Raw genomic sequence first — 22,701 nt, forward strand, 5'->3', positions numbered from 1 at the left:
ATCACGGAGAAGAACGTTCGGTGCTTTATTCGTTGCGTTTATCCACCGAGTCTAAGCCCGATATCCGCCTCGAGGCGGGGTCGGCGGCGGTCCCACCGCGCTCGGCGCTCAACCACCGACCGCGCAGTTGTTCGGGCCGAGCTCGAGTTCGAACGCCGCCTCGTCGTCGACCGACTCGAGACCGAGGTTCACGCGGACGATCCGCTCGTCCTGGTTCGGACGCGGCGGCAGGTCACCCGCGACGCGGGCGACGAACTCCTCCCGCCCGACCGAGAGCGTCTCGAGACGACTTTCGATCGCACCCAGTTCGTCGACGTAGGGGCCGTCCGGCCCTGCAACTTCCGCGTCTCCGTAGTGTCCCGGAGCGACCACCGTACCGTGGGGGAAGCTCAACACTCGCTTCCGGAGCGTCTCGTACAACTGTTCGGCGGCCGCCGCGGCGTCCCGCCCTTCCTCGAGGTCCGGGCGCCCGACGCCGTCGAGGAACAGCGCGTCGCCGGTGAACAGGACCGCGTCGTCGCCGAGGCGGTACGACACGGATTCGCTCGTGTGGCCGGGCGTCGCCACCGCGGTGAGCGTCGCGTCGCCGATCCGGAGTTCCTCGCCGTCCTCGAGGAGCGTCGCGTCGAACGCCAGACCCCGGTCGAGGGCGCCGGCGGGAAGGATCGGACGGGCGGTCGCCCCCTCCCCGTCTCCCTCGTCGTCCGCGTCGTCCGCGTCGTCAGCGTCGTCCGCTTCGTCTCGAGCGGCGAGTTTCCACACACCGCTGACGTGATCGGCGTGCACGTGGGTGTCGATCGCGTAGCGGAGGTCGGCGCCCCGGGCGGCGGCGTCCGCGACGTATCGGTCCGCGAACGCTCGCAGGGGGTCGATCACGGCCGCCTCGTCACCCGAGACGATCAGATACGCCAGACAGCCGCTCGAGGGTCGGTCGTACTGCACGATCGTGGCGGGCGCGTCCACCTCGAGTTCTCGGGCGAGGTACAGGTCAGCCCAGGCGTCCATCCCGCCCGCGAGGTTCCGCGCGTCGATGTCCGCCTCGCGGAGGAGTGAGACGGCGTGGTCGCTCGCTTCGCCCCGCCCGCAGACCGCGAGGATCGGTTCTTCGAGGTCCTCGACGAGATCATCCACGTTCCCGGTCACCTCCGCCTGGATGAACCGGACGTGGGGGACCTGGACCGTCTCGACGCCGCGCCCTTCGACGTGCCAGCGCTCGAACTCGTCGCGGTCCCGCACGTCGAGGACCGACACCGACTCGCCCGCCCGCAGCCGAGTCGCGAGCGTCTCGGGGTCGATCGAATCGCTCCCGCTCGGGGCCGACTCCCCGTCACCCGCTCCACCTCCGGGCGACTCGCCGCGGTCGCTCCCGTTACTCATGGGCTGACCGTACGAGGCCGGGCCGGATAAGCGCGCTCCCGAAGGACCCGGAGCCGCTCGGATCGAACCGTCGATCGACCCGTCGAGCGCGCGCTCGTCCCGAACGTTCAACCCGGACGTCGTCGTACGTCGGGTATGGACGCCGCCAGCTTTTCGGCCGACCTCGAGGAGTCGATGGACGTCGAACTCGACCGGCTCGGATCCTCGAAACTCCTCGTCGCGGTCACGAACGCGAACCTCGAGGAGGCGTCGGTGCTGCGTGCCGCCGCGGAGAGCGAACGCGCGGCAGCGCGGACGTTCGAGGGTTGGGCCGACGACGAGGACGACGACGCCGCCCGCGAAACGTTCGCCGACCTGGCCGACCTCGAGCGGGACCACAACGAGCGCGTGGCGACGGCGCTCGAGGAGGTGGACGCAGACGCGGAGGAAGGTGGGGATGCGGATGAGGGGGAGGGGAACGGGGACCCCGACGCGGAGGGCGGTGCGATTCACGCTGCGCTCCGATCGCTCGAGGACACCGAAGCCCGCCTCGGGGGCCTCGTCGGTCGCGCCCTGGTCTCCGAGCGGGCGCAGTTACAGGTCGTGAATTTCTTCGTCAACGAGGGGGACGAACGGCGGGCGGAGCTCTTTCGCGAACTCCGGGCCGACACCGCCGACTCCCGCGAGCGCGCGCTCTCGGCGCTCGAGGACGCCTGCGAATCCGATGACGCGTGGGACCGCGCGACGGCCGCGGGCGAGGAGGTGATCGAGCGCGCCTACGAGGAGTACGCCGACGCGCTCGAGGGGATGGGACTCGATCCGCGACCGATCTGCTAGACGGAGACGCGGCTGTCGGACGGAGAAGCGACCGGGGGTATGGAGACGTCACCGTCAGAGCGAGCGCGTCGACGCGAGAGAAAGACCGAGCGGTGCGATCAGTCGACGAAGTCGATGTCGTCGATGTCGTCGCCCTCGACCGTCGGCTGGACGGCCTCGCCCTCGGGGCGGCCGTAGATCTGCGGGGATTTGACGCCCGTGACGACGATCATCGTCCGCATGCTGCCCTCGAGGGACTCGTCGATCGAGGTCCCCCAGATGATGCGCGCGTCGGGGTCGATCCGGTCGTAGATCTCCTCGACGACGCCCTCGGCCTCCTCGATGGACATGTCGTTGCCGCCGGTGACGTTGACGAGCGCGGAGTTCGCGCCGGAGATGTCGACGTCGAGCAGCGGCGAGCGAAGGGCGGTCTTGACGGAGTCTTCGGCCTTCGCCTCGGAGTCGGCCTCGCCGAGGCCGATCATGGCGACGCCCCCTCGCTCCATCACGGTGCGGACGTCGGCGAAGTCGAGGTTGACGAGGCCGGGTTTCGTGATGAGCTCCGTGATGCCCTTCACCGAGCGCATCAGGACCTCGTCGGAGACCTTGAACGCCTGCCGAACGGGCAGTTTCCCGACCGAGTCGAGCAGGCGGTCGTTCGGGACGACGATCACCGTATCGCTCACGTCGCGAAGCCGCTCGAGGCCCGCCTCTGCGTTCGTCCGTCGCACTTCGCCCTCCGCGGTGAAGGGCGTCGTGACGATAGAGATCGTCAGCGCACCGGCCTCGCGCGCGGCCTTCGCGACGACGGGCGCCGATCCCGTGCCGGTGCCGCCGCCCAGTCCGGCGGTGACGAACACCATGTCGGAGCCCTCGATGGCGTCGTAGATGTCCTGCTGGCTCTCGAGGGCGGCTTCCTCGCCGACCTGGGGGAGCGAGCCGGCCCCGCGGCCGCTCGTCTTGTCCTTGCCCATCAGGATCTTGGTGTCGGCGTCGATCTCGACGAGGTGCTGGACGTCCGTGTTAGCCGCGACGAGTTTCGCCCCGTGGATGCCCTCCTCGTGCATGCGGTCGACCGTGTTCCCGCCGGCGCCGCCGCAGCCGACGACCGTGATGTCCGTCTGCAGGTCGTCGAGCACGTCGAGCAGTTCGTCGTCGGTCATCGTCCCCGACGGCCCCTCCTCCGGCGCCTGTGGGTCGCCGTCTACCGGGGGCTCCTCGCCACCCCCGTCCTCGGCTTCGTCGATGGCGTTTTCGATGATTGAGTCCATTCTTGCCCCCTCTTTGAAGATGAAGCGTAATTACCTTTCCCCCACATGTCAGACGCGCGTCTGACGTGAGGGGGCGAACTCGTCCCACGGTCGGCCCTCGAGCGCCGATCGACTCGACCGACTGGCGAGACGTGAGCACCGACGGTTCGTCCCCCGGACTATCCGGTTTCCCGCGTCGCCGTGCGCCTCAGGAGAGCGGGAACCGCTCGGTGCGGCGACTGCGGACGTCCTCGGGCGCGACGGTCTCGCCGTCGACCTCGACCGCGGACCCGCTCGCGAGCGCGCCGAACTTCGGACCCTCCGGCACGCCCGCCTCCCGCGCGAGTTCCGGGTCGAATCCCACGACCTCCGCAACGACCGCGCCGTCCTCGAGGCGCACGTCGTCGTACTTCTCCTCGAGCACCGCCGAGAGGTCGGCGACGATCGCCTCGAGAGCCCCCGGCCCGTCCTCGTCCTCGTCCGCGTCGTCTTCACCGCCGGCGCCGTCGCCCTCGGGAAGCGCGGCGCGCCCGCCGACTCGGCTCGCTCCGTTCTCGGTCTCGAAGGCGACGGCGTGGGCCTCGAGGCGCTCCCGAACCCGGTCCGGGTCGATCCCCTCCGCGGCGTCGATCAGGTCCGCCGGCAGGTCGACGACGGCGAACGCCTCCTCGCGGCGGTCGCCGAACCGGACGCCCTCGTCGACGCGGCCGAGTTCCGACTCGACGGCCGCGACGACCTCGAGCGAGCGATCCCCGACCTCGCGGAGCCACGTCTCGCTCACGACGCGGTAGCCGAGGTCCGCAATCGTCTCGGCCAGCCCCGGCCACGTCCCCTCGATCACCGCGTGCTCGGCGCCGCTGGCCGCAAACGCGCGCGCGATAACGGTTTCGTGTTCCTCGAGTGCCGCGCGGCGGTCGGCGTCGTCGTCCGCGCCCAGGCCCGCGTCCTCGAGCGCCCACCCGGAGGCGACGTGGCCGACGGCCCACGGCGTTTCGCGGACGATCCGCTCGTAGCGCGGGACGTAGTGGTTGCCGCCGAAGCCGACGACCGTCCGCGCGCGCCCCGGGGAGACGCCGTGGAGCGCGAGAATCGAGCGGGCGACGGCCTCGGCGCCCGCGGGGTCGTCCCACTGCTCGTCGCCGCTACCGAGTTCGGCGAACAGCGACGGACAGCCCACCTCGGTTGGGCCGTGGTGGGTACACTCCATTCCGACGTCGTAGCCCTCCGGAGCGTAGGTGTCGAACGCCTCGAGGAGTCTGACGAGGGCGTTCGGCGCGGCCTTCGCGAGGGCACGGTCGTCTCCGCCGTACTCCGCGGGTCCGAAATTGCCCGTGAAGTGGCCCGTCAGCAGCGCGCCGGTGTCGCCGGCGTGCCGCGAGGCGAACACCAGCAGGTCAGGGTCGCGCTCGAAGGCGTCGGCCGGCCGCTCGAGTTCGATGTGGAGGTCGTCGAACGTCCGCAGTTCGGCGCCGTCGGTCCGGTAATAGGTACCGCCGCCCTCGGCGTCGGGTCGCGATTCGTCCTCGCGTTCCTCCCAGTCGGCGAGGTCGCGGAGGTGCTCGCAGACGTGCACCGAGGCGCGGTCGGCCCTGCTCTCGACGATCGCGATCACGCCCGGTGGTCGGTGGTCGAGGACCGAATACGCTCCGCTTTCGACGCGGGCCGACCCGTTCGCGGACGGCCCCCGGCTTCCGCACTCTACGGGAGGAGTCCGTAGACGAAGGCGACGTAGCCGACGACGAGGGCCGCCCCGTCCGGGCGAGAGAGCCGCCCTCCGTAGCCCATCATCGCCACGAGCACGACCGTGAAGGCGATCATGACGGGGAGCTCGAATCGCAGGGTCGAACTCGAGATCGAGATGGGGGTGATGAGCGCGACGATCCCGAGGACTGCCAGGACGTTGTAGATGTTCGACCCCACGACGTTTCCGACGGCGAAGGCCGTCTCGCCGCGGATCGCCCCGACGACGGAGGCCGCGAGTTCGGGCAGCGAGGTTCCGACGGCGAGCACCGTCAGTCCGATGAACAGGTCCGAGAAGCCCAGTTCGGACAGCAGGCCGGTACCGCCGGAGACGAGCCACCGGGAGCCGATCACGAGCGCGAGCAGCCCCCCGATCACGAGGCCGACGTCGCGGATCGTGATCCCGTTCCCCGCGTCGGGGTGGTCGACCGACGGCGCGGGATCGGCGTTGACGTAGTAGAGCAGGTACGCGGTGAAGCCGGCGAGCACGAGCAGGAGGATCGCGCCGTCGAGGCGCCCGATCGCGCCGTCGAGGCCGAGACCGACGAGCAGGACCGCCGCGAGCACCATGAACGGCACGTGGCGCTTCATCGCGATCTCGGTGATCGTCAGCGGGGTGATCAGCGCCGAGACGCCGAGCACCAGCCCGATGTTCGCGACGTTCGAGCCGACGACCGCGCCCAGGCCGATGTCGGTCGACACGTCGATCGCTCCGATCGTCGAGACGAACAGCTCCGGGGCGGTCGTCGCGAAGGCGATGACGGTGACGCCGACCGTCGCCGTTCGGAGCCCGAACCCGATGGCCAGTCGTCCGGCCCCGGCGACGAGCAACTCGGCGCCGGCGTAGAGGGCGACGACCCCGAAGAGCAACAGCACCGCGTGGCGGAGGACCCCCGACACGGGGAGCGACGCCGCAACCCAGGGAGGAAGCATGGCTTCGGCTACTCGAGAGGGCGGCATAAACGGACCGAACCGCGTCGACGCGGACCGTCGGAGCCGACTCGAGCGGGTCGACGGGGTGAAATCGGCGCCGAACGGTCGTCGGCTCCGTCGCGGACCGAGCCTTTTTACCCCTCCCGCGTCCCTCCCCCTATCGTGCGAATCGAGAATAGCTTTCTTCCCGTCCGGGGCGTCGGCGAGGCGACCGAGCGACGCCTCTGGGCGAACGGCATCACTCACTGGGACGAGTTCGACGGCGGGGACGGGATCGACGGCGTCGGCCCGACCACCGCCGAGCGGATCGAGCGGTTCATCGAGGAGGGGTGGACCCACCTCGATCGGGGGAACGTCGACTTCTTCGCCGACGCGCTCCCCTCCTCGAGTCGGTGGCGCCTCTACGAGAACGTCGGGGAGGAGGCGTGCTTCCTCGATATCGAGACGACGGGCCTCGACGCGACGCGCAACGACGTGACGACCGTCAGCGTCCACCGCGGGGGCGAGACGAAGACGTTCGTCAAGGACCGCGATCTCACGAGCGACCGCCTCCAGGCGGAACTCGACGAGGCCTCGCTGCTCGTGACCTTCAACGGGGCGCGCTTCGACGTACCCTTCCTCGAGACTTGCTACGACGTGGACGCCTCCCTCCCGCACGTCGACCTCATGTACTGTTGCAAATCGATCGACCTCGACGGGGGCCTCAAGCGGATCGAACGCGAACTGGGGATCGACCGCGGAATGCCCGACCTCACCGGCCGCGACGCCGTCCGCCTCTGGTACGAGTACGAACGCGGCGACGAGTCGGCGCTCGAGACCCTGATCGAGTACAACCGCGCGGACACGGAGAACATGAAACCGCTCATGGACATCGTCGCCGAGCGCCTCCACGAGCGCGTCTTCGAGGCGGCCCTGAACGGCGACGGCTAGGTCCGTTCTCACGCGGACGATCGAATCGGTGCATATAGCGGGGCTGAGTGCGTACACGCCGATAGTTCAACCATGAGCGAATACGCGTACGAGGTCGACGTCGACGTTCGTCTCCGGGACGTCGACTTCATGGGTCACGTCAACAACGCCATCTACGCCACCTACCTCGAGCAGGCGCGCGAGGCCTACTTCGTCGACGTCATCGGAAAATCACTCGTCGAGACCGACACCGTCCTCGCGAGCCTCGAGATCGAGTACGAGCGACCGATCGAGGCCGGTCAGGCGGTCACGGTCGCCATCGGCGTCCCCGAGGTCGGCACCTCGAGTCTCGTCCTCGCCTACGAGATCCGCGCCGACGGCGATGAGGCGGCCTCGGCCCTGACGACCCAGGTGCTCGTCGATCCGGACACCGGCAAACCCCGCCCCATTCCCGACGAGTGGCGGGAGCGGATCGACGCCGCGGGAATCGACGACTGGTCGGACCGGTGAGCGCCACCGGCGCAGACGTGACTCCGGCGACGGATCGAAAAACCCGCGTTCCCTCTTCGACGGTTCGACGATCCTACGATCGAGGAGACGGTGCCACGATCGAAGAGGCGGTGCCACGATCGGAGAGACGGTCCCGTCAGGCGTCGCTCGATTCGATCGGGCGCGGTCCGGAACGGACGACTCAGTTCGAGGCGGCAGACTCGCGAACCTCGACGGAACCGTCGCTTTCGACGACGACGCGATACCCGCAAAAGGTGAATTCGACGGTGCCGCGACACCGGGGCGTTCCGTCTTCCCGAGGAGCGAACAGCGAGTCGAGGGCCTCGGGATTGACGACCTCGTAGAGGGCCTGGTACTCCGGCGGCTCGAGTTCGACCGCGTCGACGCCCTCGCGCTCGGCGACGGCGGAGATGACGGCGAGACTCGGCGACGCGTACTCTTGCGAATTCGACCGATCCATTGATAGCAGCATAGCTTCCAGTCGACGTACCATCCAATATAAATCCTCTGACCGGTGGGCGAAGCCGATGTACAGACCTGTACCACACTGCACGCCTCTGGCCCATACTCCCATTCTTGGGCTCGAATTTATCGAAGAAAGAACGACGATGTGGGTTCTCCACGGGATGCACCCGAAGCGTAGGTCGTCGTTTTTCCACCGGATCCACCCGAAACGAACGGCTTTGGTTTGCCACCCATCACACGCGAACTGTACGGCCCGCTCGTACACCTCGAGCGGTCACGCGAGATAACACGCCTCCTCGACGCGCTCGCGGTAACGGTCGGCCAGTCGAAAAGTGATCGGCCCCCCGCCGATCGCGCGGTCATCTACGCGCTCGATCGGTCGCAGTTCCCACGTCGTGTTCGTCAGAAACGCTTCGTCGGCCTCCAGCAGGTCCTCGAGTTCGTACCGTCCCTCCCCGTACGGGATCCCAGCGGCGTCGGCCGCCTCGAGAACGACCGCGCGGGTGATCCCGGGGAGCACCGGTCCGTCGATCGTCGGCGTGTGCAGTTCGCCGTCGCGAACGAAGAAGACGTTACTCGTCGTTCCCTCGGCGAGGCACCCCTCGAGGTCGCACAGCAGCGCCTCGTCGGCCCCCTCGGAGAGTTCCGCGCGCGCGAGAATCCCGTTGAGGTAGTTGTGCGTCTTCGCGTCCGCCGGCAGCGCCGCGTCCGGGATCCGGCGCGTCTCGACGGTTTCGACGATCGCGGGGCCGTCCCAGACGGGTTGCCCCTCGAGTCCGCCTCGCGGCAACGGGGCCGCGTAGACGACCACCGTCGGATCGACCTCGGGACGGGGCGTGAGTTTCCCGGGCTGGACCCCGCGCGTGATCGAGAGGCGGACGTAGGCGTCCTCGAGGCCGTTCGCCGCGAGCGTCTCGTCGATTCGGGCGCGCAGGTCCGCCCGCGAGAGGCCGTGCTCGAGCGAGAGCGCTTCGCAGGTCCGCTCGAGGCGGTCGGCGTGGGCGCCCCACTCGAAGATCCGACCGCCGTAAGCCCGCACGGTCTCGAAGGCGGCGTCGCCGTACCGAAAGCCCCGGTCGTCGACGCTGACGGTCGCCTCGGCGGCGGGGACGAGGTCGCCGTCGACGTGGTAGACCGGGTCGCGGTCGTCGTCGCCGCCGGTGGTTCCCATCGACGTCACCCCCCGTGGTCGGCGGCGAACCGACAGAAGTTCGCGATCATTCGCTTGCCGACCGCGAGCGAGATGCCGTCGCCCGACGCGGCGTCGTCGCGCTCGCGCGTGAGGATGCTCTCCGGGTGGAACTGTACCCCGACGTGGGGTCGCTCGCGGTGGCGGACCCCCATCAGCACCTCGCGCTCGTCGGCCGTCCAGGCCGTCTCGCGCAGCGACTCGGGGAGGGCCTCGCGCTCGACCGCCAGCGAGTGGTACCGGCCGACCCGGAACCGCTCGGGGAGGCCGTCGAAGAGCCCCGCGCCGTCGTGTTCGACAGCGGAGGGTTTCCCGTGGACAACCTCGGGGGCGCGAGCGACCGGCGCCCCGTTGGCCGCACAGAGCGCCTGGTGGCCCAGACAGACGCCGAGAATCGGGTATTCGGTCCCCTCGAACAGCGGGATCGAGATCCCCGCTTCGGCGGGCGTTCCCGGGCCCGGCGAAACGACGACCCCTGTCGGGTCCAGCGCCCTGACGCCCTCGAGGTCGACCGCGTCGTTTCGTCGGACGAGCACCTCGTCGGCGACCTCGCCGACGTACTGGACGAGGTTGTACGCGAAGGAGTCGTAGTTGTCGACGACGAGAATTCGCGTCCAGTCCCCGTCGCGCGCGTCACTCACGGGAACCACCGTCCGTCTCGAGCGCCATCCCCGCCCGCTCGCCCAGCGCCTCGTCGACGGCGGCGATCAGCGCGCGGGCCTTCGCGAGCGTCTCGTCGTACTCGCGGTAGGGATCCGAGTCGTGGACGATGCCCGCGCCGACGCGCAGGTGGTACTCGTCGTCGTGGCGCACGAGCGTCCGGATGACGATGTTCAGCGTGGCCCGGCCGTCGAACCCGAAGATCCCGACGCTGCCGGTGTACGGCCCCCGACGGGTGTCCTCGAGTTCGTCGATTATCCCCATCGTCCACGGCTTGGGCGCGCCGGTGATCGTTCCGCCCGGGAAGACCGCGGCGACGGCGTCCGCGAGCGTCGCCTCCGGACGCAGCCGTCCAGTCACGTTCGAGACGAGGTGCATCACCTCGGAGTAGCGGTCCACGCGGCGGTACTCCTCGACCTCGACGGTGCCGTACTCGCACACTTTCCCGAGGTCGTTGCGCTCGAGGTCGACCAGCATCGCGTGTTCGGCCCGCTCCTTCTCGTCGCCCAGGAGGTCCGCCTCGTGCGCCTCGTCCTCGGCCGGCGTCTCCCCGCGCGGGCGCGTTCCCGCGATGGGTTCGGTGCGGACGACGTCGCCGTCGCGTTCCAACAGGAGCTCCGGGCTCGCGCTCACCAGGTCCGTCGACCGGAACTCGAGCAGACAGGAGTAGGGCGCGGGGTTGACCCGCCGGAGGGCGTCGTAGGCCGCGACCGGGTGGACCGCCGCGGGGGCGACGAGCCGCTGGGAGACGTTCGCCTGGAAGGTGTCGCCGTCCCGGACGTACTCCTTGACCCGGCGAACTCGCTCGGCGAACGCCTCCCGACCGCAGTCGCTCTCGAACGTCGCTTCGTCGGTCGGGGCCGGCGCCTCCTCGATCCCCGGGTCCCCCTCGAGCGCCGCGGTGGCGAGGTCGAGCGCCCGTCGCCTCCCGTGTTCGTAGGCCGCCTCGAGGTCGGCGTCGGTCGCGTCGCGGTCGACCCGCGGGCAAGCGGTGATCCGAAGGGTGACGCCGTCGCCATTTCGATTCCCGTCGACGGTCTGTTCCCGTCCATCGGTCGAACTCCCGTCGGCTCCGGACACCCATGCCGCGAACCGATCGAAGACCGCCACCTCGAGTGGCGGGAGGCCGCGGTCGTCGACGGCCGACGCCGGGAGGTCCTCGAGTTCGCGCGCGACGTCGTAGGAGAGCCAGCCGACCGCGCCACAGGGGTAGGGGACGTCGCACTCGCCGCGAACCAGGGTCTCGCCGGCGAGGAGGCCCTCGAGGGCGGCGAGCGTGGGGGATTCCGTCCGAACTCCCGCGTCCGTCTCCGCCCCGGACGTCCTCCGCCACGTCACGGCGTCCTCGGAGACGGTGACGCGCTCGATCGGGTCGACGCCGAAGTATCCCCACCCCCGTTGGCCGCCGGTGGTCTCGAGGAACGCGCGTCCCGGTTCATCGTCCGTTCGCGCCCGCCGGTAGGCGAGGAACGGATCGTCGACCGCACACCGGACCTCGACGGGGACGCGAACGCCGTCGGCGTCGGATTCGGTCTCGGACGCCGACTCGAGGACGGGAGCGGTGTCGTCGCGTCCCGCCTCCGACCGGCGCGTCGACGTCCGATCCGCGTCTCGACGCGTCGAGGCCGGGGCGAACGCCGCCCGGAAGGAGTCGATCGTCGTGACGACGCGCGGGTCGTTCATCGACGGGAGAGAGGCGTCACCGGCCTAATCGTCTTGCGGTTCGAGGATCGACGGCTGGAGCGCGATCGCGGGGTCGCTACCCGATGTGAGAAGGGGACGGACGCGACGACCCGAAAAAGCGTGGGATCGGGCACTGAAACGAGTTCGGTGCCTGCGTCGGACCGACGAGGGTTGCACGAACGGGTGACGGAACGGTCGGTGTCGGGTACCTCGACCGTCGGTTCGTCTCCGCGATCGTTATCGGGCGTTCGCCCGGTCGATCCATCCCTGGATGCGCTTCTCGGAGATGTCGGTCCCCTCGGCCAGTTCGGCCGCGTCCGACTCCGCCAGGTCACCGACGGTCTGGACGTCGGCGTCGGCGAGGCGGTCGGCGTACGCCGGACCGATCCCCTTGATCGACGTGACCGGTTCGTCGGCCGCCTCTTCGTCCGCTTCAGCTTCCTCGTCCTCGTCCGTCGCCGACTCGGCCGCCGTTTCGTCGGCGTCGTCGGCCGCCTCTTCGTCGGCCGCTTCGTCGGTCGGCTCGTCTTCGTCGGCCGCTTCGTCGGTCGGCTCGTCTTCGTCGGCCGCCTCTTCGTCCGCCTCCTCCTCGAGGGGTTCGTCGGCGTCGTCCTCGGCCTCGAGTTCCGATTCGGCCGACGCGGAATCCGACTGGACGGGCGATTCGGCGGGCTCCTGGGTCTTGTCGTCGGCGGGCGCCGCATCCACGTCGGCTGGGCCGACGGCTTCGGCGTCTTCGGCTGCTTCGGCCGGCGAATCCGGCGTCTCGACCATCGAGTCGGTCGAGGCGGAGGCGTTCGCGCCCGCCGCGGCGGACTCCTCGAGTTCGTCGGCCGTCGCGGCCTCGTCCGTCTCCGACTTCGCGTCCCCCTTCGCCTCCGCCTCTTCGATCACGTCGGCGTCCGCCTCATCCGCCGCTTCCGCCTCGGCAGAGTCCGTCTCCGCCTCCGCGGTTGTTGTGCCCCCGCGTTCGGCCGCAGCGCCCGAGCCAGCGGTCGAACGATCGACAGCGCTCGAGGTCGCCGTCTCGGAGCGGTCGGCCGTCCGCTCGCGTTCGACGGTGACCCCGACGTCTCGCTCGCGATCCCGGTCGCTCTCGCGATCCGAGCGACCGTCCCCGAGCCCAAGTAACGCCTTCAGCTTCTGGAGGATTGCCATTGTCTCGATATAGTTGGTACCGTCACTTAAAGTCGTTTGATCACAAAATCGGACAGGTCGACACGCCGACGCCGCCCGGAACCCCTACAACCTGGCGCGCAGCGCGTCGTTCATCGCGTCGACGGGGGCCTCCTCGCCCGTCCAGATCTCGAGGGCTTCGACGCCCTGGTAGAGGAGCATCCACGCGCCGTCGATCGTCGTCGCCCCCGCGTCGGCCGCTTCCCGGAGCAACCGCGTCTCGAGCGGCCGGTAGACGGCGTCCATGACCGCGAGGTCGCCGCGGAGCGCCTCGGCCGGAACCGGCGAGGCGTCCTCCTCCATCCCCACGCTGGTCGCGTTGACCAGGACGTCAGCCTCGGCCAGGAGGTCGGGAAGTTCCTCGAGTCCGTGGCCCGACGCCTCGGGAACCGCGTCCGCGAGGTCGCGCGCCGTCGACTCGGTTCGGTTCGCGATCGAGACGGTCGCGCCCGCGTCCGCCAGTCCGAACGCGATCGCCCGGCCGGCGCCCCCGGCCCCGACGACCACCGCCGTCGCGCCCTCGATCATCACGCCGTGGTCGCGCAGGGCCCGGAGTGCGCCGATCGCGTCCGTGTTGTGCCCCGTCGGGGTTCCCGAACCGGAGAGGTCGATCGTATTGACCGCGCCGATCCGCTCGGCCAGGTCGTCCGGTTCGACGAACGCGAGGGCGTCCCGCTTGAACGGGATGGTGACGTTCAGTCCGCGGACGCCGAGCGCCCGCGCGCCGTCGATCGCCCGCTCGAGCGTCTCGCGGTCGGCGTCCGGTTCGAAGGTGACGTACCGCGCCTCGAGGCCGAGTTCTTCGTACGCCGCCTCGTGCATCGGCGGCGAGAGCGAGTGTCCCACCGGGTTGCCGAGGAGGCCGTAGACGTCCATCGCCATTGCGGGATGTCGCGGCGGCGGGCCCATAACTGTGTCCGAAATCGTCCGCGACGCGGGTGTCGAGTGGGAGGGACGGAGACGGGATGGAAGGAGGTGGAATAGAACGGGGTGGAAGGACGTGGAATAGAACGGGTCGGTTGGGGATGGAGGGGATGGGATGAAAGAGGATCGTCGGCCGGGGAATCGGCCCTGTCCCCGTCAGACCGGGTGCCAGTCCGTGGGGGTCGCCTGCTCGCGGAGGTGCCAGCGCTGCTCGGCGCGTCCCTCGCGGGTGCGGAGTTCGACCGTCGCGTCGAACAGCGGTCCGAAGAGGCGAACCGCGTCGTGGTCGGGTCGGAGCGGCAGGTGGTAGTGTGCCATTCCGTTGACGCGCCTGACGCGCGAGGTCAGGACGTGGACGGCCCGAAACACCTTCTCCGAACGCCGCTCCTGGAGGAGCGGAACGAGCGAGTCGACGCAGAGGCGCAGTTCCGACGGCCCGAGACCGTCGGCCTCCGCCTCGAACCGGTCGATCGTTTCGATCACGTCTGCGCCCAGCGCGCTCAGGGGGTCGACCTCGCCTCGGTCGGCCCCCGCGCGGTGTGGATCGTAGGTGATCGTCCGACGCGTGATCCCGTCGCCCGAACGGCCGTGATCACGTCCGCGGTCGCCCCCAGCGTCGGCCGTAGTGACCTCGATCCGGTATCGGCCACCCCCGTTTTCCTCGCCGAGAAGTCGGTCACACGCGGCCCCGTGTGCGGCCGTCGCGGCGGTGCCGACCACGAGGATGTTACTCCCGTCTCGCTTGAGGTCCCCGAGCGTCTGCGCGAACGACGCGTGTTTCGATGCCATCCCCCCCGGCTCGCTCTCCATTCTTTAAAAAGAGTCGCGCGGGCTGGCAATAAATATTCCGGCTCACCGTTTATCCAATTATCCGCCACGGTAATACTTTCGGACGATAGTGACGGTTCGTTGAATCGTCTGCCGCGATCGGCCGGCTTTTCACGCGGCGGGCCGTACGCGCCGTATGGCCGACTCCGACGACGAACTCGCCGAGGCGATCCGCGAACTCGCGCGGACCATCGACGACCTGCGGGCCGAACTCGAGCCTCGCCGGCGTCGTCGCCCCTCGATTCGACTTCGCCCGCCCTCGCCTCAGGAGGTGCTCCGGGTCGCCGACGAGGTGGCGATCCCGGCGATCGTCACCGTCCTCGAGGCGAACGTCCGGGCGCTCGAGGCGTTCCAGCGCGGCGTCAGGCTGATGCGGACCGAGCGCGACGCCCGGGAGCGGACCGCCGAAGTCACGGAGGCCACGGGCGACCGCGCACGGGAACTGCGCCGGACCACGATCACCCAACTCGATCGCGCGTTGACCGAACTCCAGCGCGCCGTCTCCTCGGCGCCGGAGGAGCCCGACGACCGGACCCGCGACTTGCTCGAGGAGGCCCGGCGGTTGCACGACGACGTCGACCGACGGCTGGCGGACCTGATCGACGACACCGCGGACGTCCCCGAATCGGGAGCGGACGACGCGGGTCGCGGCCGAACGATCGAGATCGAGATCGACGACGATGCAGACGTCGACGGGGCGGACGTCGAAGGCGATGCCGACGTCGATCCCGACGAACCGACCGATCCATCCGTCGACGTCGACGCCGAACTCGAGACGCTCAAAGAGCGGTACGCCTCCGATTCGGAGGCGGTCGACGGCGACGAGTCGGACGACGCCGTCGACGGCGAATCGGATGACGCGCACGGAGTCGCCAACGGCGAACCGGGCACCGCGAACGAAGCGAACGACGGCGGCGGCGACGCCGACTCGGAGGACGGCGCGTCGGCTACGGGTGTCGGCGACGACGGATCGACGGGCCGCGGAGCGGGCGACTCGAGCGACGACGAATCGGATACCGACGAACCGGACGACCGGCGGTGAGCGGCCACCGGTCGTCTGCTGCGCTCCTACTCCTCGACGGGTTCGAAACGGTAGCCGTCCCACTCCTGACTCTCGGGTTCGCGGATGCCGGCGCCCGGTTCGCGCAGTTCATCGACGTAGACGGGGCGGACCGTATCGCCACTTTCGATCTCGTCGGTCGTCACCTGGCCGATGGCGCGGACGGGTTCGCCGTCGACGTCGAACTCGACGATTGCGAGCGTGTTCGGTTCGCGCACGCCAGGCGGCGTGGCGGTGCTCGTCGTCCAGGTGACGACCTCGGCGGTGTACTCGCTGAGGTCGATCGTTTCCACCGGCTCGGAGCCGTCGGGTCCGATCGGGTGGCCGGGGTAGCTGATCGAACCGTCCTCGTACCGGTAGGCGTCCATCGTCATTGTCCTGCCTCCATGATCGTGGTGATGACGCAGTTGCCGAATCCGCCGACGTTACAGCAGAGGCCGACCTCGGCGTCGACCTGTCTCGGACCCGCTTCGCCGACGAGCTGTTCGTAGATTTCGACCCCCTGGGCGACGCCGCTGGCCCCCAGCGGGTGGCCCTTCGACTTCAGGCCGCCGGAGGTGTTGATCGGCAGTTCGCCCGTGTCGCGCTCTGTGTACCCCTCCTCGACGAGTTCCCAGGCCTCGCCCTGTTCGGCGAAGCCCAGCCCCTCCATCTGGAGGAACTCGAGGATGGTGAACATGTCGTGGAGTTCGGCCACGTCGATCTCGTCGGGCCCGTACCCGCTCATCTCGTAGGCGCCCTGGCCGCTCTCGACGACGCCGCCCATCACGGTCGGGTCGGGGCGCTCGTGGACGACGTGGGTGTCCGTCGCCCCGTCGATGCCCGCGATCACCGCGTACTCGTCGGCGTGCTCCTTCGCGACCGATTCCGGACAGAGCAACAGCGCCGCCGATCCGTCGGTGATCGGACAGAAGTCGTACAGCCGCAGCGGGTCGGCGACGATCGGCGACTCGAGGACGGTCTCGAGGTCGACCTCCTTCCGGAACTGCGCTTCGGGGTTGTCGACGCCGTTTTTGTGGTTCTTCACGGCGACTTTCGCGAGGCTCTCCCGCGGCGCGTCGAACCGCTCGAGGTAGTGGCGGGCTGTCAGGCCGGCGAACGAGGGGAGCGTCACGCCGGTCTTGTACTCGACCGGGTGGGTGAGCGAGGCGATCACGTCGGTCGCCTCGGCGGTCGTGCGGTGGGTCATCTTCTCGCCGCCGACGAGCAGCGTCACGTCGCTGGCGCCGCTGGCGACCGACTGCCAGGCCGCGTAGATGCCGGCCCCGCCGCTGGAACTCGTCTGGTCGACCCGCTGGGTGTACGCCGGCATCGCGCCGAGGTCGTGCACCAGCGCGTTCACGACCCCGGTCTGGCCCTCGAACTCGCCGCTGGCCATGTTCGAGACGTACAGGTGGTCGACCTCCTCCGTACCCACGTCCGCGTCCTCGAGGCACGCGATGCCGGCCTCGGCGAGCAGGTCCCTGATCCATTCGCCCTCTCGTTGCCCGAACTGGGTCATCGAGGCGCCGATGATCGCAACCCGTTCCATACCCTGACAGACAGCGATCAGTGATTTATATTCCGGGGGTAGGGGCAGCGTCCTCGGATCCGCGGATCGACGGCGGGCGGCGGATTCAGGCCGATCCCGCCGAGGCCGCCTGCAACTCGCTGGCGCGGGCGCGGGCCTGCTCGATCACCGCCGGCCGCGCTTCGAAGGAGACGAGCACGTCGTCGTCGCCGTAGGTGACGTCCTCGACGTTCGCGTTGTCGTGGATCCACGAGACCAGGCTCATCGTGTCGTCGGTCATCGGCAACACCAGCCGCTCGTCTTCCCAGTCGGGGAGTTCGGCGTCGATCCGCTCGAGCAACGCGTCGATACCGGTTCCGTCGTGCGCGCTCACGGGGACCGGGTTCGGCGCGAGCGCCGAGAGGGCGCGGCGCTTCTCGGCCAACTCGTCGTCGTCCACGAGGTCGGTCTTGTTGAAGACGGTCACGATGGGCGCCTCGTTGCGCTCGTAGAGCGTGTCGTGACAGGTGACCAGCTTCTCGTGGATCTCGTCGATCGGTTCGCTGACGTCGACGACGAGCAACACGAGATCGGCCCGGTAGACCGAGTCGAGCGTCGACTTGAACGACTCGACGAGCCAGTGCGGGAGGTCGCTGATGAACCCGACCGTGTCGGTCACGAGCACGTCGCGGGGTTCGACGTCCGCCCGGCGGGTCGTCGTCCCGAGCGTGGTGAACAGGTTGTCCCGCGACTCGGCCGTCGCGTCGAGGTCCGGGTGCAGGTCCTCGTTCTCGTCGACCTCGAGGTCGACCGCCAGTCGGCGCAGCAACGTCGACTTGCCGGCGTTCGTGTAGCCGGCGAGGGCGACGAGGTCGAACCCGGAGGCGCGGCGGCGCTCCCGCCGCTGCTGTTCGGTCCGTTCGATCTGCGTCAGTTCGTCCCTGATCCGGCTGATCTGGGCCTTGATGTCCTGCTCGCGGCTCTCGTCGTACTCGCCCAACCCCATGAAGCCGGGGTGCTCGTCGCGCTTGGCGAGGCTCGCTTTCGCCTCCACGCGCGGTAGCTCGTAGCGCAGCTCGGCCAGTTCGACCTGGAGCTGCGCCTTGCGCGTCCGGGCGCGCTGGCCGAAGATCTCGAGGATGAGCGTGAACCGATCGATGACCTCGGTCCCCTCCGGGAGGAGCCGCCCGAGGTTGTACGTCTGGTAGGGGCCGAGACGGTTGTCGAAGATGACCGTCGTGGCCTCCGCCATCCGCACCGTCTCGGCCAGTTCGTTGGCTTTCCCTTCCCCGAACTGCAACGCGGGATCGGCCGCCCGCGACTGGGTCACCTCGCCGACCACCTCGTACCCGGCCGCCTCGGCCAGGTCGGTGATTTCCTGGGTGTCGGGGGTTCCCGAGTCCACTCGTTTCGCGATTATCGCTCTCATGTGGGTGGCTCCTCGCGTTCGTTGGGGTCGCGCCTCGAGCGCACGCGGCGGCCCGACTCCGCGTCGTCGCGCTCGCTCGAGGTCGAACTCCGGGGCCCCGCCGCCGTCGGCGGCCGCCGTTCGGACGCGCAGTTCGGCGGTCGACCGACCGCGTTCGCGGCCGGTGCGACCCCTCGAGCGGCGATCGGTCGAGACTGCGGGGACCGGTCGAACGCGCTAGCGGTGCCGGTCGATCACCTCCATCGGCGACGTACCGTGCATGCCCGGACATACGCGGCGAACGGTCTTGAATCCCGTGGCGTGGCCGAACGAACGCCCGTCGAGTCCGGCGTCGTCGGCCGGTTGCGCCCGGTCAACGGACGATCTCCCGGTCTCGCAGGGCCTCGATCTCGCCGTCGTCGTAGCCCACCTCGCGGAGGTACGCGTCGGTGTGCTCGCCCTGCTCCGGAATCGCCTCCGCGTCGGGTCCCCGTTCCGGCGGCTCGCTCGAGCGGGCCGGAAAGCCGATCCGGGCCGGCGCGTCGTCGGGGTCGACCACCAGGCCGCGCGCTTCGATCTGGGGGTGAGTCGCCATCTCCGCCGGCGCGTAGACGCCCCCGACCGTCGCGTCCACGTCCGCGAAGCGCTCGTCCCACTCGTCGCGCGTCCGGGTCGCGAACAGCGACGCGAGTTCATCCCGCAGCGCCTCCCGAACGTCCGGGTCGGGGGAACCGTGGTGCTCCAGGAGGTCCTCGCGGTCGACCGACTCGCAGAACGCTCGCCAGAACTTCGGCTCGAGGGCGGCGAGGGTCACCCAGCGGCCGTCGCTCGTCTCGTAGCAGTCGTACCACGGGAGCGCGCCGGTCAGGTTCGTCTCCCCGGGACGGGGGTCGGGGACCTCGTCGTCGAGCGCGTCGTGGGCGAGGACCTGAGAGAAGGAGGCCACGACGTCCGTCATCGCCACGTCGACGTACTCGCCGCTCGAGTTTCCGAGCGCGCGGGCGAGGAGGGCTTCGACGATCGCGAAGGCGGCGAAGAGGCCGCCGGCCATGTCGCCGAGCGGGTACCCTGGAACCTGCGGTTTCGCGTCCGGAGACGCCCTCGTCATGTCGAGGAGGCCCGCGAGGCCGACGTAGTTGAGGTCGTGGCCGGCCCGCCCCGACAGAGGGCCGTCCTGTCCGTACCCCGAGAGCGAGCAGTAGATTAGCTCCTCGTTGCGCTCGGCGAGCGTCTCGTAATTTACCTCGAGTCGCTCGACCACGCCCGGTCTGAACCCCTCGAGGACGACGTCGGCGGTCTCGACCAGCCGGTAGAACGCCTCCCGGCCGTCGGGTGACTTGAGGTCGATGGAGACGCTCCGCTTGCCCCTGTTGACCGCGTCGAAGATGGCGCCGACGCCGCGGTCGGATCGCGGCGGCATCGATCGGGCGTAGTCGCCGGCGCCGGTGTCCTCGACCTTCACCACCTCAGCCCCCGAGTCGGCGAGTAGTTGCGTCGCGTACGGACCGGGGAGCAACCGCGTCAGGTCGAGGATTCGAATGCCATCGAGTCGCATGGTGAACGGAGGGTACGACCGGGGGGACCGTCAATCGGGGTGGTTCCACGCAGTTCGCGACCCGCGTCCGGATCGAATCGGTCCGGAATCGGAACCCGATGATCTGCGCCCGTCACGCTGCGCTCACCGCACACCGCGCCCGACCTCCGGGCGTCGCTTCGGCGCGGCCGCGCGTCTGACGTCCGTCGGACCGCGTCGGACGGTCGTCGGACCCGCGTCGGACGGCGGCGTAAACGGACTCCCCGTTCACCGTAACAGTCATGCGATCGGAGGCGAATCGAGGGGCCGTAATGGTGAACATCGACCCGACGGTGCTCGGACTCGAGGTCGGGGCCAGCGCGGCCGTCGGCGCCATCCTCGGGTTCGCCGCGAAGCAGGTCGCGAAGTTCGTCGCGATCGTCGTCGGCGTCCAACTCGTCGTCGTTCGGTACCTCGAGTCCCAGGGGATCCTCGCGATCGACTGGAACGCCCTGTCGGCCGGACTCATCGACACGCGGGAGCGCGCTCGGGAGGTCGACGTCACAGTCCTCGAGTCGGCCCTCTCGACCCTGTCGGTGGGCGCGGGGTTCACCGCGGGCTTCCTCCTCGGGTTCTACCGCGGGTAGGTTCCGTCCTCGTCACCCGACGCCCGGCGTCGAAAACACTTCGCGGCGGTTTTTCGTCGCTACCGCGTCTTGATGTCGTCTTTGTCCTTGATGATCTGCGTCTCCGCTTCGCCGCTCGTGTTCTCGTTCACCAGGTCGTAGAACTCGTTTTGCAGGCCCGCGGGGAACGTGATCACGCCGATCCACCCGCCGTCGTTCTGCCACTCCTCGCGCTCTAAGTCGCCGAACTGGCGGACCTTCGCCTGCGCGCTCCCGGCGTACTCCGCCGGAAGCTGCACGGCGACGGTCACCTCGTCGAACCGGATGGGGATGACCGGCCGCAGCGCGTCGAGGGCGTCGTCGACCTGCCCCTCGACCGGTTGCATCGGATCGACGGTGAACCCCGCCTCCTCGAGCGCGTTCTCGATCCGCTCGGGCGGGTGAGGCGCGTTGTCCATCTGCGGGTTCACCGCGTTGCGCGCGATGGTGTCGACGAGTTGTTTGCGCTTTTGCTCCTGCATCTCGCGGCGCTGCTCGGCGGTGATCTGGATCTCACCGCGCTGGATCACCTCGGGGATGATCTCGAGGGGATCGGTCGTGTCGAACACCTTCTCGAGGTCGTTCTCCGCGGGTCGGTCGCCGCGCGAGGCGTCTTCGAAGACGTCCTCCGCGGCGATGACGTCCTCGAGGTCGCCCTCGAACTCGCCGCGCTTGATCGCGAGGGCGGCGTCGGGATCGACCAGCACTTCGAACTGCGCCCCGTGGGATTCGAGCCGCGCCGTCACAGCCTCGTCGAGTGATATCATACCGTGATTTTCCGCCCCCAGTTAAAAGAGTGTTTCCCGACGATTCGAGAGCGGGCGACGAGGTGGAACCGACGGCTGGTTCGAGGCGGTTGGAACCGTCGCGGGGAACCCCGGCTCTCGATCCGGGAGGCGTCGCTGTAGGCGTGACCGTGTAGAGTCACCGCGCGAACGCGCTTCGAGGCGGTGAGGGGGTGTCCAGGTGGCGTCGTAGAACGATCGAGTGGTCGAGGGACCGACGTCGGGTCGGCGAACGATTCGGGACGAGAAGGCGCAAACCGGGCGCGTCCGGTCGGTTACTCGTCCGCTTCTTCCTCGCCCTCGTCGAGCAGGTCGTTCTCCTCGAGGTACTCCTCGATGCGGTCCTGGTCGAAGTGGTCGAACTGCTCGGTCTCGACGTCGACCGTCGCGAGGCCGACCTCGTTGGGGAGGAGCGAGCCGTCGTTGACCGAGGCGAGGGCGTCGAGCGCGAGGGTGATGCCCCCGTCCAGGTCGGTCTCCGCGTCGTAGTTCTCCTCGAGGTAGTTCTGGAGTTCGCCGCGCTCGGCGCCGACGGCCAGGGCCTTCCACTCGTAGGGGGTGCCCGAGGGGTCGGTCTCGAACAGGCGTGGCTCGCCGTTGTCGATGCCGCCGACGATGAGGGCGACGCCGAACGGGCGGGCGCCGCCGACCTGGGTGTACTGCTGGATGTGGTCGGTGACGTTCTTGGTGAGCGTCTCGACCCCGATGGGCTCGCCGTAGCGCAGCTGGTTGACCTGCGCCTGGCGGCGGGCGAAGTCGATCAGCTGGCGCGCGTCGGCGACGTGACCCGCGCTCGCGATGCCGATGTGGTCGTCGGCCTTGTGGATCTTCTCCACGCTCGAGTCCTCGAGCAGCGGGGAGGGAACGCGCTTGTCGACCGCCAGGACGACGCCTCCTTCGGTTCGAACGCCGATACTCGCCGTGCCGCGCTTGACCGCCTCGCGGGCGTACTCGACCTGATAGAGTCTCCCGTCGGGCGAGAAGATCGTAATGCCGCGGTCGTACGCCTGCTGTTGGGCTTGTCCCTGCATAGTATCACGCTAAATCGTAATCGAGGTCCGTCGCGCCCGGTTCCGTCTCGAGTCGCGCGACCGCGGATCCGTATCGCACGACGGCGACTCGGTCACGGTTGCCGAACACGACGTTTCTCTCTCCCGTGAGTTGCCCGCCGCGTCCTAAATACTTTTCTTCACGCTCGCCCGCCTCCGAGAAGCCAAGATTCAAAAGCCTCGAGCGTAGTTTGCCGCGACCGAGTCTCCGGAAACCTTATATACTCACCTCCCACCTGCACGGAGCGTCGTCGAACGGGTCCGAACCGCTCGCTCGCGCCGTTTCGATCGCC

At 69.2% G+C, this 22,701-nt stretch carries 22 protein-coding genes and 1 pseudogene; 5 read left to right on the plus strand and 18 right to left on the minus strand.

Translation table 11 applies throughout. From position 1 onward, the window contains the following. Positions 1 to 108: 108 nt before the first annotated feature. On the minus strand, positions 109 to 1,377 hold the full coding sequence (locus RJT68_RS07310) for an MBL fold metallo-hydrolase (RefSeq protein WP_407039708.1): 1,269 nt from the start codon (positions 1,375 to 1,377) through the stop codon (positions 109 to 111). A 135-nt stretch (positions 1,378 to 1,512) separates the two neighbouring features. Here RJT68_RS07310 and RJT68_RS07315 point away from each other — a divergent pair, with 135 nt between their 5' ends. Next, entirely contained in the window at positions 1,513 to 2,193 is a 681-nt protein-coding gene (locus RJT68_RS07315; protein WP_407039709.1) for a rubrerythrin family protein, read from the plus strand. Between the two features lie 98 nt (positions 2,194 to 2,291). Here the strand turns inward: RJT68_RS07315 and ftsZ are convergent, their stop codons facing one another. From ftsZ to RJT68_RS07330, 3 genes are all read right to left on the minus strand, one after another. Beyond that, entirely contained in the window at positions 2,292 to 3,443 is a 1,152-nt protein-coding gene (gene ftsZ, locus RJT68_RS07320) for a cell division protein FtsZ (RefSeq protein WP_407039710.1), read from the minus strand. Between the two features lie 187 nt (positions 3,444 to 3,630). After that, positions 3,631 to 5,034, minus strand: coding sequence for a D-aminoacyl-tRNA deacylase (locus RJT68_RS07325; protein WP_407039711.1), 1,404 nt, complete (start codon positions 5,032 to 5,034; stop codon positions 3,631 to 3,633). 86 nt (positions 5,035 to 5,120) lie between these two features. Then, on the minus strand, positions 5,121 to 6,095 hold the full coding sequence (locus RJT68_RS07330) for a calcium/sodium antiporter (RefSeq protein ID WP_407039712.1): 975 nt from the start codon (positions 6,093 to 6,095) through the stop codon (positions 5,121 to 5,123). 162 nt (positions 6,096 to 6,257) lie between these two features. Between RJT68_RS07330 and RJT68_RS07335 the strand changes: the two genes are divergently transcribed. Both RJT68_RS07335 and RJT68_RS07340 read left to right on the plus strand, forming a co-directional pair. Then, entirely contained in the window at positions 6,258 to 7,025 is a 768-nt protein-coding gene (locus RJT68_RS07335) for a ribonuclease H-like domain-containing protein (RefSeq protein ID WP_407039713.1), read from the plus strand. A 72-nt stretch (positions 7,026 to 7,097) separates the two neighbouring features. Beyond that, positions 7,098 to 7,514 (plus strand): acyl-CoA thioesterase, encoded by a 417-nt coding sequence (locus RJT68_RS07340; protein WP_407039714.1) that lies wholly within the window; start codon positions 7,098 to 7,100, stop codon positions 7,512 to 7,514. A 181-nt stretch (positions 7,515 to 7,695) separates the two neighbouring features. On the opposite strand, the gene RJT68_RS07345 is transcribed toward RJT68_RS07340, so the two are convergent. The 7 genes from RJT68_RS07345 to RJT68_RS07375 form a co-directional block, all read right to left on the minus strand. Continuing rightward, on the minus strand, positions 7,696 to 7,986 hold the full coding sequence (locus tag RJT68_RS07345; protein ID WP_407039715.1) for a HalOD1 output domain-containing protein: 291 nt from the start codon (positions 7,984 to 7,986) through the stop codon (positions 7,696 to 7,698). 267 nt (positions 7,987 to 8,253) lie between these two features. Beyond that, positions 8,254 to 9,150, minus strand: a complete 897-nt coding sequence (locus RJT68_RS07350) for an aminotransferase class IV (RefSeq protein ID WP_407039716.1) — start codon at positions 9,148 to 9,150, stop codon at positions 8,254 to 8,256. Between the two features lie 5 nt (positions 9,151 to 9,155). Next, the gene (locus RJT68_RS07355) at positions 9,156 to 9,809 is read right to left on the minus strand and encodes an anthranilate synthase component II (protein WP_407039717.1); all 654 of its coding nucleotides are present in this window, start codon (positions 9,807 to 9,809) and stop codon (positions 9,156 to 9,158) included. Continuing rightward, the gene (gene pabB, locus RJT68_RS07360) at positions 9,802 to 11,511 is read right to left on the minus strand and encodes an aminodeoxychorismate synthase, component I (RefSeq protein WP_407039718.1); all 1,710 of its coding nucleotides are present in this window, start codon (positions 11,509 to 11,511) and stop codon (positions 9,802 to 9,804) included. The genes RJT68_RS07355 and pabB overlap by 8 nt, the downstream gene beginning before the upstream one ends. Before the next feature lie 237 nt (positions 11,512 to 11,748). Beyond that, positions 11,749 to 12,669 (minus strand): helix-hairpin-helix domain-containing protein, encoded by a 921-nt coding sequence (locus tag RJT68_RS07365; RefSeq protein ID WP_407039719.1) that lies wholly within the window; start codon positions 12,667 to 12,669, stop codon positions 11,749 to 11,751. Positions 12,670 to 12,753: 84 nt separating this feature from the next. Then, positions 12,754 to 13,563 carry a shikimate dehydrogenase gene (locus RJT68_RS07370; protein ID WP_407040340.1) on the minus strand — a complete coding sequence of 270 codons (810 nt, stop codon included), beginning with the start codon at positions 13,561 to 13,563 and terminating at the stop codon, positions 12,754 to 12,756. Positions 13,564 to 13,767: 204 nt separating this feature from the next. Next, on the minus strand, positions 13,768 to 14,400 hold the full coding sequence (locus RJT68_RS07375; protein WP_407039720.1) for a DUF7504 family protein: 633 nt from the start codon (positions 14,398 to 14,400) through the stop codon (positions 13,768 to 13,770). Positions 14,401 to 14,575: 175 nt separating this feature from the next. On the opposite strand from RJT68_RS07375, the gene RJT68_RS07380 reads away from it, so the two are divergent. Next, positions 14,576 to 15,481: a DUF7547 family protein gene (locus RJT68_RS07380; RefSeq protein ID WP_407039721.1), complete on the plus strand. Its 906-nt coding sequence runs from the start codon at positions 14,576 to 14,578 to the stop codon at positions 15,479 to 15,481. 26 nt (positions 15,482 to 15,507) lie between these two features. On the opposite strand, the gene RJT68_RS07385 is transcribed toward RJT68_RS07380, so the two are convergent. The 4 genes from RJT68_RS07385 to RJT68_RS07400 form a co-directional block, all read right to left on the minus strand. Next, a complete protein-coding gene (locus RJT68_RS07385; RefSeq protein ID WP_407039722.1) occupies positions 15,508 to 15,873 on the minus strand; it encodes a PhlB family protein in 366 nt (121 codons plus the stop codon). Next, on the minus strand, positions 15,870 to 17,030 hold the full coding sequence (locus RJT68_RS07390) for a thiolase family protein (protein WP_407039723.1): 1,161 nt from the start codon (positions 17,028 to 17,030) through the stop codon (positions 15,870 to 15,872). The genes RJT68_RS07385 and RJT68_RS07390 overlap by 4 nt, the downstream gene beginning before the upstream one ends. Positions 17,031 to 17,115: 85 nt before the next feature. After that, positions 17,116 to 18,417 (minus strand): GTPase HflX, encoded by a 1,302-nt coding sequence (gene hflX / locus RJT68_RS07395; protein ID WP_407039724.1) that lies wholly within the window; start codon positions 18,415 to 18,417, stop codon positions 17,116 to 17,118. Positions 18,418 to 18,769: 352 nt separating this feature from the next. After that, positions 18,770 to 19,951 carry a CaiB/BaiF CoA transferase family protein gene (locus RJT68_RS07400; RefSeq protein ID WP_407039725.1) on the minus strand — a complete coding sequence of 394 codons (1,182 nt, stop codon included), beginning with the start codon at positions 19,949 to 19,951 and terminating at the stop codon, positions 18,770 to 18,772. A gap of 290 nt (positions 19,952 to 20,241) precedes the next feature. On the opposite strand from RJT68_RS07400, the gene RJT68_RS07405 reads away from it, so the two are divergent. Further along, on the plus strand, positions 20,242 to 20,556 hold the full coding sequence (locus RJT68_RS07405) for an FUN14 domain-containing protein (protein ID WP_407039726.1): 315 nt from the start codon (positions 20,242 to 20,244) through the stop codon (positions 20,554 to 20,556). A 59-nt stretch (positions 20,557 to 20,615) separates the two neighbouring features. Here the strand turns inward: RJT68_RS07405 and RJT68_RS07410 are convergent, their stop codons facing one another. The 3 genes and pseudogenes from RJT68_RS07410 to RJT68_RS07420 form a co-directional block, all read right to left on the minus strand. Next, entirely contained in the window at positions 20,616 to 21,341 is a 726-nt protein-coding gene (locus tag RJT68_RS07410) for a ribosome assembly factor SBDS (RefSeq protein ID WP_407039727.1), read from the minus strand. Between the two features lie 293 nt (positions 21,342 to 21,634). Then, positions 21,635 to 22,390 carry an archaeal proteasome endopeptidase complex subunit alpha gene (gene psmA, locus RJT68_RS07415; RefSeq protein WP_407039728.1) on the minus strand — a complete coding sequence of 252 codons (756 nt, stop codon included), beginning with the start codon at positions 22,388 to 22,390 and terminating at the stop codon, positions 21,635 to 21,637. Between the two features lie 4 nt (positions 22,391 to 22,394). Beyond that, a pseudogene (locus tag RJT68_RS07420) lies at positions 22,395 to 22,550 on the minus strand (Rpp14/Pop5 family protein); the annotation flags it as partial. Positions 22,551 to 22,701 lie beyond the last annotated feature (151 nt).

Origin of the sequence: Halovalidus salilacus, assembly GCF_031852275.1 — an archaeon.
Lineage (GTDB): Archaea > Halobacteriota > Halobacteria > Halobacteriales > Natrialbaceae > Halovalidus > Halovalidus salilacus.

Coding starts and splice junctions, on each gene's coding strand:
- RJT68_RS07390 (WP_407039723.1), bottom strand. CDS start 17,030: ATGGAACGGGTTGCGATCATCGGCGCCTCGATGACCCAGTTCGGGCAA.
- RJT68_RS07365 (WP_407039719.1), bottom strand. CDS start 12,669: ATGGCAATCCTCCAGAAGCTGAAGGCGTTACTTGGGCTCGGGGACGGT.
- RJT68_RS07350 (WP_407039716.1), bottom strand. CDS start 9,150: ATGGGAACCACCGGCGGCGACGACGACCGCGACCCGGTCTACCACGTC.
- RJT68_RS07345 (WP_407039715.1), bottom strand. CDS start 7,986: ATGCTGCTATCAATGGATCGGTCGAATTCGCAAGAGTACGCGTCGCCG.
- RJT68_RS07330 (WP_407039712.1), bottom strand. CDS start 6,095: ATGCTTCCTCCCTGGGTTGCGGCGTCGCTCCCCGTGTCGGGGGTCCTC.
- psmA (WP_407039728.1), bottom strand. CDS start 22,390: ATGCAGGGACAAGCCCAACAGCAGGCGTACGACCGCGGCATTACGATC.
- RJT68_RS07310 (WP_407039708.1), bottom strand. CDS start 1,377: ATGAGTAACGGGAGCGACCGCGGCGAGTCGCCCGGAGGTGGAGCGGGT.
- RJT68_RS07385 (WP_407039722.1), bottom strand. CDS start 15,873: ATGACGATGGACGCCTACCGGTACGAGGACGGTTCGATCAGCTACCCC.
- RJT68_RS07375 (WP_407039720.1), bottom strand. CDS start 14,400: ATGGCATCGAAACACGCGTCGTTCGCGCAGACGCTCGGGGACCTCAAG.
- RJT68_RS07370 (WP_407040340.1), bottom strand. CDS start 13,563: ATGGACGTCTACGGCCTCCTCGGCAACCCGGTGGGACACTCGCTCTCG.
- RJT68_RS07315 (WP_407039709.1), top strand. CDS start 1,513: ATGGACGCCGCCAGCTTTTCGGCCGACCTCGAGGAGTCGATGGACGTC.
- RJT68_RS07400 (WP_407039725.1), bottom strand. CDS start 19,951: ATGCGACTCGATGGCATTCGAATCCTCGACCTGACGCGGTTGCTCCCC.
- RJT68_RS07405 (WP_407039726.1), top strand. CDS start 20,242: ATGGTGAACATCGACCCGACGGTGCTCGGACTCGAGGTCGGGGCCAGC.
- pabB (WP_407039718.1), bottom strand. CDS start 11,511: ATGAACGACCCGCGCGTCGTCACGACGATCGACTCCTTCCGGGCGGCG.
- RJT68_RS07410 (WP_407039727.1), bottom strand. CDS start 21,341: ATGATATCACTCGACGAGGCTGTGACGGCGCGGCTCGAATCCCACGGG.
- ftsZ (WP_407039710.1), bottom strand. CDS start 3,443: ATGGACTCAATCATCGAAAACGCCATCGACGAAGCCGAGGACGGGGGT.
- RJT68_RS07340 (WP_407039714.1), top strand. CDS start 7,098: ATGAGCGAATACGCGTACGAGGTCGACGTCGACGTTCGTCTCCGGGAC.
- hflX (WP_407039724.1), bottom strand. CDS start 18,417: ATGAGAGCGATAATCGCGAAACGAGTGGACTCGGGAACCCCCGACACC.
- RJT68_RS07380 (WP_407039721.1), top strand. CDS start 14,576: ATGGCCGACTCCGACGACGAACTCGCCGAGGCGATCCGCGAACTCGCG.